This window comes from Myxococcus sp. RHSTA-1-4 (assembly GCF_020037125.1).
Taxonomy (GTDB): Bacteria; Myxococcota; Myxococcia; order Myxococcales; family Myxococcaceae; genus Myxococcus.
The window spans coordinates 58,893-71,408 of sequence record NZ_JAIQDG010000037.1 but is presented as its reverse complement, the minus strand read 5'-3'; the positions used below and the strand labels follow the sequence as shown (position 1 = coordinate 71,408).

Annotated in this window: 12 protein-coding genes; 6 read left to right on the top strand and 6 right to left on the bottom strand. The window is 71.1% G+C overall.

What is annotated here, in order from left to right; translation table 11 throughout:
- Positions 1–61: 61 nt before the first annotated feature.
- Positions 62–1,030 carry a porphobilinogen synthase gene (gene hemB, locus K8638_RS36375; RefSeq protein ID WP_223759317.1) on the bottom strand — a complete coding sequence of 323 codons (969 nt, stop codon included), beginning with the start codon at positions 1,028–1,030 and terminating at the stop codon, positions 62–64.
- A gap of 63 nt (positions 1,031–1,093) precedes the next feature.
- Positions 1,094–1,303, bottom strand: coding sequence for a hypothetical protein (locus K8638_RS36370; RefSeq protein ID WP_223759316.1), 210 nt, complete (start codon positions 1,301–1,303; stop codon positions 1,094–1,096).
- A 288-nt stretch (positions 1,304–1,591) separates the two neighbouring features.
- On the opposite strand from K8638_RS36370, the gene K8638_RS36365 reads away from it, so the two are divergent.
- The 4 genes from K8638_RS36365 (at position 1,592) to K8638_RS36350 (ending at position 5,969) form a co-directional block, all read left to right on the top strand.
- Positions 1,592–2,497 carry an ABC transporter ATP-binding protein gene (locus K8638_RS36365; RefSeq protein WP_225937872.1) on the top strand — a complete coding sequence of 302 codons (906 nt, stop codon included), beginning with the start codon at positions 1,592–1,594 and terminating at the stop codon, positions 2,495–2,497.
- Complete coding sequence (locus tag K8638_RS36360; RefSeq protein ID WP_223759314.1) at positions 2,494–3,330, top strand: ABC transporter permease; 837 nt, start codon at positions 2,494–2,496, stop codon at positions 3,328–3,330. The genes K8638_RS36365 and K8638_RS36360 overlap by 4 nt, the downstream gene beginning before the upstream one ends.
- 1 nt (position 3,331) lies before the next feature.
- The gene (locus K8638_RS36355; RefSeq protein ID WP_223759313.1) at positions 3,332–4,456 is read left to right on the top strand and encodes a hypothetical protein; all 1,125 of its coding nucleotides are present in this window, start codon (positions 3,332–3,334) and stop codon (positions 4,454–4,456) included.
- A 109-nt stretch (positions 4,457–4,565) separates the two neighbouring features.
- Positions 4,566–5,969 carry an amidohydrolase family protein gene (locus K8638_RS36350; protein ID WP_223759312.1) on the top strand — a complete coding sequence of 468 codons (1,404 nt, stop codon included), beginning with the start codon at positions 4,566–4,568 and terminating at the stop codon, positions 5,967–5,969.
- A gap of 18 nt (positions 5,970–5,987) precedes the next feature.
- Here the strand turns inward: K8638_RS36350 and K8638_RS36345 are convergent, their stop codons facing one another.
- From K8638_RS36345 to K8638_RS36330, 4 genes are all read right to left on the bottom strand, one after another.
- The gene (locus K8638_RS36345) at positions 5,988–6,644 is read right to left on the bottom strand and encodes a TetR/AcrR family transcriptional regulator (RefSeq protein ID WP_223759311.1); all 657 of its coding nucleotides are present in this window, start codon (positions 6,642–6,644) and stop codon (positions 5,988–5,990) included.
- Positions 6,645–6,837: 193 nt separating this feature from the next.
- On the bottom strand, positions 6,838–7,632 hold the full coding sequence (locus K8638_RS36340) for a methyltransferase (protein WP_223759310.1): 795 nt from the start codon (positions 7,630–7,632) through the stop codon (positions 6,838–6,840).
- A 9-nt stretch (positions 7,633–7,641) separates the two neighbouring features.
- Entirely contained in the window at positions 7,642–8,787 is a 1,146-nt protein-coding gene (locus K8638_RS36335) for a DUF1015 family protein (RefSeq protein ID WP_223759309.1), read from the bottom strand.
- Positions 8,788–8,855: 68 nt separating this feature from the next.
- Complete coding sequence (locus K8638_RS36330; protein WP_223759308.1) at positions 8,856–10,298, bottom strand: hypothetical protein; 1,443 nt, start codon at positions 10,296–10,298, stop codon at positions 8,856–8,858.
- A 307-nt stretch (positions 10,299–10,605) separates the two neighbouring features.
- Here K8638_RS36330 and K8638_RS36325 point away from each other — a divergent pair, with 307 nt between their 5' ends.
- Positions 10,606–12,072: a deoxyribodipyrimidine photo-lyase gene (locus K8638_RS36325; RefSeq protein ID WP_225937871.1), complete on the top strand. Its 1,467-nt coding sequence runs from the start codon at positions 10,606–10,608 to the stop codon at positions 12,070–12,072.
- Between the two features lie 105 nt (positions 12,073–12,177).
- Positions 12,178–12,498 carry a polyhydroxyalkanoic acid system family protein gene (locus K8638_RS36320; protein ID WP_223759306.1) on the top strand — a complete coding sequence of 107 codons (321 nt, stop codon included), beginning with the start codon at positions 12,178–12,180 and terminating at the stop codon, positions 12,496–12,498.
- Positions 12,499–12,516 lie beyond the last annotated feature (18 nt).

Here is a 12,516-nt window from a genome sequence, read left to right as displayed (position 1 = left end):
TTGGACGCAACGCGCGCGGCGGATCAAGCGGCAAGCCGCGCGACGTGGGTCCGGCTGTTGCCTACAGGAGCTTCGCGGCCTCCAGGGCGTGGTAGCTGATGATGAGGTCGGAGCCGGCGCGCTTGATGGAGGTGAGCGTCTCCAGCATCACCCGCTCGTAGTCAATCCACCCGAGCTGGGCGGCGGCCTTGAGCATGGAGTACTCGCCGGACACGTTGTAGCTGACGACGGGCAGCTCGAAGCGCTCGCGCACGGCGCGGATGATGTCCAGGTAGGCCAGGGCGGGCTTGACCATGATCATGTCCGCGCCCTCCTCCACGTCCAGCGCCACCTCCTTGAGGGCCTCGCGCACGTTGCCGGGGTCCATCTGGTAGCCGCGGCGGTCGCCGGACCTGGGCGCGCTCTGGGCCGCCTCGCGGAAGGGGCCGTAGAAGCCGGAGGCGTACTTGGCCGCGTAGGAGAGGATGGGCACCTCGGTGAGGCGCACCTCGTCCAGGGCGCGGCGGATGGCGGCCACGCGCCCGTCCATCATGTCCGAGGGGGCGATGATGTCCGCGCCGGCCTGGGCGCAGGTGACGGCCATCTGGGACAGGAGCGGCAGGGTGGCGTCGTTGACGACGTGGCCCTCCTCCAGGATGCCGCAGTGGCCGTGGTCCGTGTACTCGCAGAGGCACACGTCGGCGATGACCTGGAGGTCCGGCTCGGCCGCTTTGATTTCGCGGATGGCGCGCTGGACGATGCCGTCCTGGGCGTAGGCCTGGGAGCCACGCGCGTCCTTGTGGTTGGGGATTCCGAACAGGAGGACGGAGGGCACGCCCAGGGCCTTGGCCTGCCGGGCCTCGGCCACGGCGTGCTCGAGGGACAGGTTGAAGACGCCCGGCATGGAGGCGATGGGACGGCGCACGTCCCGGCCTTCCACGACGAACAGGGGGTAGATGAAGTCGCCCGGCTCGAGGCGCGTCTCACGCACCATGTCGCGCAGGACGGGGTTACGGCGGAGGCGGCGGGGACGGTGGACGGGATAGGCCATGACGACGCCGGTATAAACCGGCGGCGCGCCCGCTTCATCGTTTCCGTTCCCCTGCCCGGCTGCTCAGCCTGCGGCGAGCCGCCAGCTGCGCTGATGGCGCAGGCTCTCCCGGGCCTGCCGCTGCGCCCGGCGCTCCGCGATGTCCGCCTCGTGCAGGGCCCGCGCATAGCGCACGCGGGCCGCCTCGGTGCCGGCCGCCAGGCCCTGCTCCGCGGCCTCCAGCTCACGGCGGGCTTCCTGAAGCTGCTGCTCGATGCGGTTCTCGGACGTCATGAGGTGTCCTCCGGGGAAGTGGAATGTGCCGGCACGTGGGTGCATGGACCGGACCATGGAGCTCCAACGGTTCCAAGCTCGCGGAACGACGGGGTGTCGCGGCGCGGCAGGCACGGCAGGCGTGCGAAATCCGTTTCCCAGGTGCGCGAAAGCGCTGTCGCGGAGGGAAGCGTGGGTGCTCCCCCGGCCGTCCCCCCTCCGAGGGCCGGGGGAAGCAATCGCCGGACGCGCCGGTCGTCTACAGTCCCAACCGTGACAGCCAGAGCGCCAGCCATTGAAGTGAGGGGTTTGCGGAAGACGTACCGGCGTCTGTTCCGCAAGGTGGGGAACGAGGCCCTCCGGGGCATGGACCTGAGCGTGCCCGAGGGGAGCGCCTTCGGGCTCATCGGCCCCAACGGCGCGGGCAAGACGACGTTCATCAAGAGCATCCTCGGCATCGTCCAACCCACGGAGGGCACGGTGCGGGTGCTGGGAGGCTCACCGGAGGACCCTCGCATCCGCGCGCGCATCGGCTACCTGCCGGAGCGCCTGCACCTGCCGGGCTCATGGACGGCCACGGCCTTCCTGGCCACCGTCACCCGGCTGAAGGGGCTGAAGGCGGATGCGCCGGGGAACCGGCGCTTGCTGGAGCGGGTGGGCCTGGCGGACGCCGCGGGGCGGAAGATTGGTGGGTACTCCAAGGGAATGCGGCAGCGGCTGGGGCTGGCGGCCGCGCTGGTGGGCTCCCCTTCCCTGCTGGTGCTGGACGAGCCCACGGACGGCATCGACCCCATGGGCCGGCTGGAGGTGCGCCGCATCCTGCTGGAGGAGGTGCAGCGGGGCACCACCCTCTTCCTGAACTCGCACCTGCTGGCGGAGACCGAGCGGGTCTGTGACAGGGTGGCCATCCTCGCGGACGGGCGTGTGCTGCGCGAGGGGCGGTTGGAGGACCTGGCGCGCGGAGGGGCCCGGTGGATGGTGCGCTTCGCGCCCGGGGCGGACGCGGAGGCGCTGGCGGAGGAAGGCTTTGCCCGGGGGAGCGCGGACGGCGTGTACCGCGTGGAGGCGGAGGACGCGGCGGCACTCAACGCGGCGCTGGACCGGGCGCGCTCGAAGGGGGCGCTGCTGGTGGAGCTGCGTCGCGACGGGACTGACTTGGAGTCCGTGCTGCTGGGGACGGTGGCCCCGGCGGGCGCGGCGGGGGTGGCGGCATGAATCCGGTGCTGGGAATCGCGGGGTACGTGCTGCGCGAGGCGATGTCTCGCAAGTTCATCCTCGCCTTCGTGGTGGGCATCACCCTGGTGCTGTCGGTGGTGGCACTGAGCCTGCGCATCGAGGTCGTCGACGGGGCGCTGGCGGCTTCACGGCTGTTCGGCAATGAGCTTCGCGCGAGCATCCGCTCCGTCGACGTGGCGCTGCGGCCCGTGTACACGGCGGCGGCGTTCATCGTGTTCTACGGGGGCATCCTGTTCGGCATCGTCGCCTGCTCGGACTTCGCGCCGTCGCTGCTGTCACCGGGGCGCATCGAGCACCTGCTGGCGCTGCCGATTCAGCGCTGGCACTTGCTGGCGGGGACGTTCCTCGGGGTGATGGTGCTGGCGGTGGGCGGGACGCTGTATGGCACCACGGGGCTGGTGCTCATCTTCGGGGTGAAGGCGGGGTACTGGACGGCGGGGCCGCTCATCGCGGGGCTGATGGCGTGCGTGGGCTTCGCGGCGGTGTATGCGGTGATGCTGACCACGGCGACGCTGGTGCGAAGCGCGGCGCTGTGCGCGGCGGCCGGCTTCGTGGTCATGGTGAGCGGCATCATCGCGGGCTTCCGGCAGCAGATTGCGCCGATGTTCGAGGATGGGTTCAGCCGGAGCGCGTTCGAGGCGGTGACGCTGATACTGCCGAGGCTGTCCTCGCTGGCGCAGGCGGCGGGGAACATCGCGTCGTCCACGCCGCTGGAGGTGAACTCGCTCGGGATGTTGTTGATGGGCGTGCTGGTGTTCGGATTCGGGGCGCTGGCCGTGGGGTTCTGGCGCTTCGAGGGAAAGGACTACTGACGTGGACAACCGTCGACGGCGCCGGGTGTGGCTCGGGGTGGCGGGACTGCTGTTCGTGCTGGCCGGGGTGCTGATGTTCACCGGCCAGGGCGACAAGCTCCCCGAGGAGGAGCCCCAGGTGGAGTTCCCCCGGCGGATGCGGGGCCAGGAGCGAGAACGCGCGGAGCGGCGCAAGACGTGGGTGATGCCCACGGTGGTGGACGCGGGCACGGCGGCGGCGGAGCGCCCCCGGCCTCAAGACCCGCTGCTGGCGGCCCTGCCCCGGGGCGCGGGCCGGACGGCGGTGGTCATCGAAGCGAATGCGCTGAGGCACTCGCCCATTGGAGAGCTGCTGCTGGACTGCATGATGCGGGACGGCGGCAAGGAGCTGGACGAGTTCCGGAAGAAGAGCGGCGTGGACCCACTCCAGGACCTGGACCGGCTGGTCATCACCGACCAGGGGATGATGCTGTCGGGGAACTTCGCCAACGCGAAGTTCCAGGAGCTGATGGGCGATGCGGTGTCCATGGACTACGGCCAGGGCGCGCGGGTGTACGAGCCGGGCGAGACGATAGTGACGGGCCCGGACGGCAACACGTCGAGCGTGCACAGGCGGCCGGCGGTGGGCATCTGGAACAACCAGCTCTTCATGGTGGGGCAGAACCCCGACGACGTGAAGGCGGCCATCGACCGGGTGGAGGGACGCGGGCCGGACGAGCCACCCACGATTCCCGAGGGCAGCACGTACGGGGAGATGTACGGCGTGCTGTCGGTGGAGCACCTCGCGAGGCTGCTCCCGCCGGACCAGGCGGAGCTGGCGCAGCGGCTGCGCGACGTGGCGCAGAACGTGGAACTGCACGTGGACGCGACCTCGGACGTGGCGCTGGTGGCCGAGGTGCGCGGCAAGGACAAGGACCAGGTGACGGACCTGGGCAAGTCCCTGGGTGCCGCGCTGTCCCTGGCGCGCATGCGGGCGCAGGCCGAGGGTGAGAAGGAGATGGCGCAGCTGTTGGACTTCGCCCGGGTTCAGCCGGATGGCTCGTCGTTCAAGCTGGAGATGGCCGTGCCCCTCTCCGTGATTCAGGAGCGGCTGGCGTTCTGCAAGGAGGAGCGGCAGGCGGCGGAGGCCGACGCGGGCGTGCGGTAGGCAGGGCCTCCCGTCACCACGTGGGGCAGCGCCTGTTGCGCGGGCACGCCGTCCAGCCGTGATTTGGTATACGGTGTATACTCAATCAGAGTGACAGGAGGTACACCGGATGGGCGACCGATGGCTGCTTCGTGGAGCGGAGGTCATCACCTGTGAGCCCGGGCAGGAGGACCTGCCGCGCGGTGACGTCCTCGTCGAGGACGGAGTCATCGTCGCCATCGGCCCCGAGCTGCGCGCCGGCGACTGCCGCGTCCTCGACCTGAGCGGCAAGCTGGTCATGCCGGGGCTCATCGATACGCACCGGCACACGTGGCAGACACCGCTGCGAGCACTGGGGGCGGACTGGACGGTCATGGACTATCTGGCGGCGGTGCGTGTGAAGCTCGCACCGGCGTTCCAGCCGGAGGACATTCATGCCGCCAACCTGGCCGGAGCGCTGGAGGCCCTGGACGCGGGCATCACCACGCTCGTCGACTACTCCCACTGCATGGCGTCTCCCGAGCACGCCGATGCCGCGCTCACCGCGCTCGAGGAGGCCCGCATCCGGGCGCTCTTCGCGTACGGCTACGCGGCCGGGCCCGGCGAGTGCCCTGCCCTGCCGACACACGCCAGCCGGCTCCAGGACGCCAGGCGCCTGAGGACCACGCGCCTGGCGTCGGACGGGGGCTTGGTGCGCATGGGCATCGCCCTGACGGAGATGCAGGTTCCCTGGGAGCAGAGCCGGGCCGAGCTCCTCTCGGCGCGCGAGCTCGGCGTCCCCATCACCGCCCATTGTTCCGCCTGGCCCATGCCGGGGCCGAGCGAGGTCCAGCGGCTGGCGGACGCGGGACTGCTCGGCCCGGACCTGCTCTTCGTGCACTGCACCTGGAGCTCACGGGAGGACCTGGAGCGCATCGCCGCGAGCGGCGGCTCCATCGCGGCGACTCCGGAGACCGAGCTGCAGATGGGCATGGGCTTTCCCATCACCGGGCAGGCACTGCGCGCCGGTGTCCGGGTGACGCTCGGTTGTGACGTCGTCTCCAGCAATGGCGGGGACCTGTTCACCGCGATGCGGCTGGCCCTCCAGGTGGAGCGGGGAAGAACGAACGAGCGCGTGGGCATGCCCAAAGCCCTGGAGCTCAAGGCCGCTCGCGTCCTCCAGATGGTGACGCTCGACGCCGCGGAGGCCCTGGGCCTGGGGCGCGTCACGGGCTCGCTGCGTCCCGGCAAGGACGCGGACCTGCTCGTCCTCAGCGCCGACGCACTGAACCTGACGCCGCTCAATCGTCCCCGCGACGCGGTGGTGCTCCAGGCCCATGCGGGGAATGTCGAGTCGGTGATGGTTCGCGGAAGGTGGGTGAAGCTCCAGGGAAGGCTCGTCGACGTCGACGTGGCAGCGGTCCGCCGCAAGGTCACCGCGGCACGCGATGCGGTGCTCGGCCGCGTGGGGGGCCCGTCCGCGCTCCTCGGGGAGCGAGGTGCGCTCGCCAGTCACTGGGACACGGGGCGCGGCGGCGCCACCGAAGAGGCGTGAGACGCGGCGGAGAGACGCTCAGCGGCGGCGAGGCCGTGAGGGCTTCCGGGCAGCTCCACCCGCCGTGCCCCGACGTGCGTCGATGCGCCGCTGGATTCCCTCGAGCATGAAGTCCAGGCTGGCCTCGAACTCCCGGTCGACGTCCGTGGCCTGCATGTGGGGCAGGCTGTGGGCGATGCCCGGGTAGTCCGAGGCGGGCAGTGCCGCCGCGGCGGCGAAGAACCGCTGGAACGGCGGGGGTGCTTCCGGGGCAAGCGCGTCCCAGGGCTCCTGCCTGCGCACCGCTCCAGCCAGCCAGGAGAAGAAGGTGTTGTGCAGCGCTCCCGCCTCCTTCCAGGGAAGGCCGGCGTCGTGCAGCTTGCGGACCGTTCTGTCGAGGACGACGAGCGCGGTGTGAGCGACGGGCCCCTGGTCCAGCAGGAAGTCCATGACGCCCCGGTGCGCCAGGCCCATGGCGCGAACCCGCATCGCGAGCTCCCGGAGCCACGCCACCGGCTCCAGGCGCTCATCCGGGAACCGAAGCGGCGCGAGAATCGCCTCGACCGCCAGGAGCACCAGCTCGTCCCGGCTCGCGATGTGCTTGTACATGGCCATGGGCGTGGCACCGAGCCGCTCGGCCAGCGTCCGCATGGAGAGCTGTCGCATGCCCTGCTCCCGGACGAGGTCGACAGCCATCGACACCACGAGGGCTCGCGACAATCGAGGAGGACGGCCGCGCGGTCCTCGTGGGCTGCTCCCGTCGGAGGTCATGCGTCCCCATCATAACCGGCAGGCCGGCTTTCCGGCCCGGCTGTCGGCGGTGCAGTAGTGTGGCTCCTGCTCTGAAAGGGATTGCGATGGGGGCTTCGGGCGCCCACGGGGCGTGGCCTCACAGAATCATCGCCCGCACTTCCTCCGTGAACGCGTGCTCGTCCTCGGCATGCACCACGAGTGGGGGCAGCACCGTCAGGTCTCCCCTCCCCCCCTTCACCGCGTGGAGCAGCACCAGCTTCGCGGGCCGGTCCGCGCGCGGGTGCACCCAACGCACGGTGCGCGGCTCCAGCCGTCGCCCGCGCAGCACGGATACCAGATCGCTGAGGCGCGAAGCCGGGTACACCATGCACAGCCCACCGCGCGGCCCCAGCAGGTGAGCCGCCGCGCGGGCCACGTCCGCCAGCTCACACGCCAGTTCGTGCCTCGCGATGGCCTTCTCAATCGACAGACTGCTCCGCCCCGACGTGCGCGCCCGGTACGGCGGATTGCACAGCACGTGCGCGAAGCTGCCCGCGGGGAACTGCTCCTCCACACACCGCAAGTCGCCCCGCACCAGCGTCACCTCCCGCTCGCAGCGGTTGAGGTACACGTTGCGCTCGGCCAGGGAGAACAGCCTCGGCTGTAATTCCAGCGCGGTGATGTCCTTGCGCCCCAGCCTCCGCGCGAGCACCAGCGGGATGATGCCGCAGCCCGTCCCCAGGTCCATCAGCCGGCCCCGTAGCGCCCCACCCTCGTACGCCGCGAAGTGCGCCAGCAGCAGCGGATCCAACGTGAAGCGGTAGCCCAGGCGCCGCTGGAGCACCTGCACTTCCCCGCCGCAGATGGCATCAAGGGTCTCCCCGGGCCCCGGCTGGAGCTCGAGCCGCACGCGCCGGGGCCAGTCCGGCAGGGTTCGCGTCAGGACCCTCACGCTGAAAAGTTAGGCTTCACGATCCAGGAACAGAAGACCCGCTGGTGGAAGCGGCTCCACCCGGAGGGTCCTCGGCGGCAGCGTGGCCTGTGCCTCCATCACGGCCCTTACCTCCCACAGCGGCGGAGGGTTGAGGGCGAAGCCTGCCTGGAAGGTCCCCTCCTGAACACCTCGCACCAACGCCTCCAGCCCCTGCACCGGGAACACCTGCGGGTGCCCCGGCGCCTCCGGGTCCTGGATGCCCAGCACCGTCCGCAGCACCAGCGCGTTGAGCAGCGCCAGGTCCAGACTGCGCAGCGTGGGACTCCGGGGCGCCCCCTTCAGGTGCGCCAGGTCCAAGCCCTGCCGGAACCGCAGGATGCGTCCCCTTCCGCCCGGCAGCACCAGCAGCACCGCGTGGTGTCCACTGATGAGCGTTGCCAGGCGCTCGCGCGCGGCGGCCAGCCCACGCGGCGTGTCGAGCGGCTCGTCCAGCTCGTACACGCGAGCGTATGCCGTCACCAGGGTGAGGAACGTCTCCTCCTTGAAGGTCTCCACGCCCTTCAAGGCGCGGTGGATGGGCTGCAGCTCCAGCCCCGGGTCCGACAGGGGCACCACCGCCGCCAGCGTGGGGCCGCCCTCGTCCAGCGCCACCAGCGGGCGCATGGGCGCCTCGTCCAGCACGGCCTGGATGCGCTTCGCCACCGGCGAGGGCTCGATGCGGCGCAGGGAGATGGGGTGGCTGTCGTACTGCCCATGCCACACGGTGATGGCACGCTCGGAGGCCTCGGCCAGCAGCCCTCGCAGCACGCCATGATCGTCCGCGGTGAGCGTGACGGCGGGCTCCGCCTCCCAGGCCCTGGGCCGGTACGGGTCATGCTCCAGCGGCGCGGCCGCATCCGGGTTGAGCGCGCACAGCAGGAAGCGCACCGGCGGGCCCCCCAGCTTCCCGGCGGGGCTGTGGATTTCCACCAGGTACATCGCCGGCCGGGCGTCGCGCAGCAGGGCGCCGGAGCTCTTCAGGCGCCGCAGCTCCGCCGTGGGATTCGCCGACTCCAGCAGGGGCCGGACGTGAGCCGGTTGGGGCGCCGCGTTGCTTCGCGGCACGTAGTCGCTGGGCTCCAGCCTGGGCCCCAGCGACGTCAGGAGGGCCGTAAAGGGGTGAACGCGCGCCATGTCGGGGGGAAGGTGGTGCCGCCTGCCCCGCCGTGCCACGGCGCCCGCCCGGCCGCTCTACGTCCCGTCTACCACCAGACGTTCCTGTACGGCCGCGCCTTCGCCGAGCGGCCGGACAGCTTCAACGCCGAGCGGTCCACGCTCTCCTCCCACAGCAGGCTCACCGTGGTGATGGCGCCCGCGGAGCCGAGGAAGGACAGCACGTAGGGGGTGGACTGGTCGAAGCCGCCCAGCACCAGGCCGGAGATGAGCAGCACCGCCGCGCCCACGCCCGCGCCGAACATGTCCGCGCGGAGGATCTGCGAGGGCGTCGGGTTGTAGCGCATGGTGGCCAGCGCCATCGCGCCCGCGCCGATGCCAGGGGCCAGCAGCAGCGTGTCGCGCCACGTCTTGCTGGACACGTCCGTGCCGGAGAAGTGGATGACGGCCAGCAGCAGCGCCGCGTACGCCATGCCCCAGCCCGCGCCCGATGCCACCAGCAGGCCGTCGTTCAGCGGAAGCTGCCCGCCGCCGAGCCCCGCGGTGAGCCACGCCCCCAGCTCGGCGCCGAGGAAGGCGGACCAGGTCAGCACGCCCGGGTCCTGCGTGAACAGGTCCATGAGGCCCGCGGTGAACATGCCGCCCACCACCGAGTTGCCGATGCCGAAGTTGGCCATGGGCTTGTCCACCCAGTTGTTGAACTGCCACCACGCGGAAGCGCCGAAGCCCAGGCCCGCGCCGATGAGCGTGCCCGCGAGCATCTGCTCGCGCGAGCTCTGCTTGAAGTTGAAGTCGTTCGCGAAGGCCTGGGTGAAGAAGCCGCCCAGGGCCCCCATCGTCGTGTGGTGGATGAGGAACGTGAGGCTGCCGGGGCCGGACAGGAAGGGGCCCTGCCGGGGCCGGCCGTCCAGCATCACCCCGGTGTCCTCACCCGGAGGCGGGATGGAGGAGGTGGCCGACGACGACGCCACCGAGGGCTTCAGCGGGTCCGTCCGCCCGTCCGGCGTCAGCGGCGCCTGCGGCTGGGTGACCAGCGAATCCTGCTCCGGCGGCACCCGGGGCGCGTCCGGCGCCGTGGGGTCCATGCCCTGCGCCGGGTCCTGCTGCGCGGTGGTCGGCGGCGGATACGCGCTCTGCGGCGGCGGGTAGGAGGAAGGCTGCTGCGGCTGCGAATACCCGTTCTGCGGCTGCTGCGCCGGCGGATACGCCGGGTCCGCGGGCTGCGCGGGTGGGTACGCCGGCTGCTGCGGCGGGGGGTAGGCGTTCTGCGGCGGCGGGTAGCTCGGGTCCGTGGGCTGCGTCCCCTGGGGAGGCGACGCGGGTGCGGGGGCCGGCGGCGAGGCGGGCTCCTGCGGGTACGCCGGCTGCTGGGGCTGCGCATACCCCGGCTGCGCGGAGGGCGGCTGCGCATACGACGGGGGCGGCGTGGACGGGTAGGTCGAAGGCGACTGCGCACCGGCGGACACCGGCAGGGCGAGCGCCAGGGCAAGGACGGCGGCGGAGAGGCAGCTCCAGATTCTCGGATGTGGCACGCAACGACTCCTTGGGTCAGCCGGCCGCGGAGAAGACCACAACCGGCGGCTCCGTGCCGGTTTTCTGGCACCTCCGTCCACTTGTAATCCGAGAATCCGGACCCTTGAACTGACCCACGTCCGAGCGATGCGCCCCGGTCCACGAGGCGAACATCGAGCAGAAGCTCACGTCCAGCCGGACGCCTCCCCCACCCCGCGTCCGCTCAGACGCATGGGCTCACACCCGTGAGCGCCCTGAAACAATGCAGCATGAATACATGTATTATTCCCGCGCGACGCGAACGCGGCTCGGGCATCGTTGTTACAAATGCCCATCGGGTTTTCATGGTCCGAGCTCGGCGTGGACTCCGCTCGTGTCCAGGTGGTGAAGGACTGCCCCCTTCCCACCGGACGCCGTGAGTTCGTCCTCTATTGGTGCATGGTGAATCACCGTGCGGAGGAGAACCACGCGCTGGACGTGGCCATCGCCCTGGGCAACCACCTGGGCCTGCCCGTGGTCGTCTACCAGGCGCTGCGCCCGGACTACCCCCACGCCTCGGACCGGCACCATGCCTGGGCCCTGGAGGGCATGGTGGACCTGGCGGCGGGCTGCGCGGCGAAGGGCCTGCCCTACTGGCTGGAGCTGCCCCGCAACAAGCACGCGCACCACCCCCGGCTGGGAGAGCTGGGCCGCCGCGCCGCCGCGGTGGTGTCGGACCTCTTCCCCACCTTCATCATCCCCGGCCACCTGCGCGGCGCCGCGAAGGCGTTGGACGTGCCGCTGTTCGCGGTGGACGCGTCCTGCGTGGTGCCCATGCAGCGCATCGCCACGGTGCAGGCCGGCGCATACACGCTGCGGCCCAAGCTGCAGAAGCTGTGGCCGGAGTACCTGGGCCGCACCCTCCCCGCCCGCGCCGTGAAGGCCGCCGCCGCGGGACAGAAGCTGAAGCCGGGCTTCACCCTCGCGGACGCGCGCGAGGCCCGCGAGGCGCTCGGCACCTTCGACATCGACCACGCCGTGGCCCCCGTCTCCGAGCGTGGCGGGCGCAAGGCCGGGCTCAAGGCGCTCAACGCTTTCCTCGAGAAGAAGCTGGAGGGCTACGACACCGAGCGCAGCGACCCGGGCCGCGCGCACCAGTCCGGCCTGTCCCCGTTCTTCCACTGGGGCAACCTCTACGCGGGCGAGGCGGCACGCGCGGTCATCCGCGAGCGCGGCACGGACCACCCCGCCGTGCGCTCCTTCCTGGAGGAGCTGCTCGTGCGCCGCGAGCTGGCCTTCAACTACTGCTTCCACACCCCCGTGCCGCGGCAGCTCTCCCTGGAGTCGCTGCCCGCCTGGGCCCGCGAGACGCTGGCCAGGCACCAGCAGGACGCCCGCGAGCACCTCTACACGCTGGAGCAGCTCGAGACGGCCCGCACCGGGGACGGCCTGTGGAACGCCTCCCAGCGCGAGCTGCTGGAGCGCGGCCGCATCCACAACTACCTGCGCATGTTGTGGGGCAAGAAGCTCCTGGAGTGGAGCCCCACCCCGCTGGAGGGCCTCCAGCGCATCGCCCTGCTCAACGACAAGTACGCGGTGGACGGGAGGGACCCGGCCAGCGTGGCCAACTTCATGTGGGTACTGGGGCTGCACGACAGGCCCTTCCAGGAGCGGAAGGTGCTGGGGAAGGTGCGGCCCATGAGCTCGCCCCGCACGGCGGAGAAGTACGACCTGGCGCCCTACATGGCCCGGTGGGGCCGCCCGGGGGACCCGCCGGTGAAGCTCAAGCGCCCCCGCGGCGCGCCTGTCCGGTGAGCTAGCCTGTTGACATCCGTGTCCCCATGAAGTGACACGGCGGTTTCCTTCCCGCCCGGGCGTCACTAAACGCACGGACGGGTCACCGACATCAGGAGCCGGGCCATGGGCATGATGAAGTTCGATATCCCCCACTCCCTCCCGAAGGAGGAGGTGAAGCAGCGCGTCGAGCAGCTCCTCCAGTACTGGAGCAACAAGTACGGCGTGAAGTCGAACTGGCAGGGCGACGGCGCGAAGATCGCCGGCAAGGTGATGGGCATCCAGATGGATGCCTCGTTCGTCATCACCGACAACCAGGTGCAGGGCGAAGGCACCGACCCGGGCATGCTCCTGCGCAGCAAGGCGAAGTCCTACCTGCAGGACAAGTTCGCCTCGGTGCTGGACCCGAAGAAGACGCTGGACCAGGTGAAGAGCAACCTGGGCTGAGCTTCCGGAGCCGGGGCG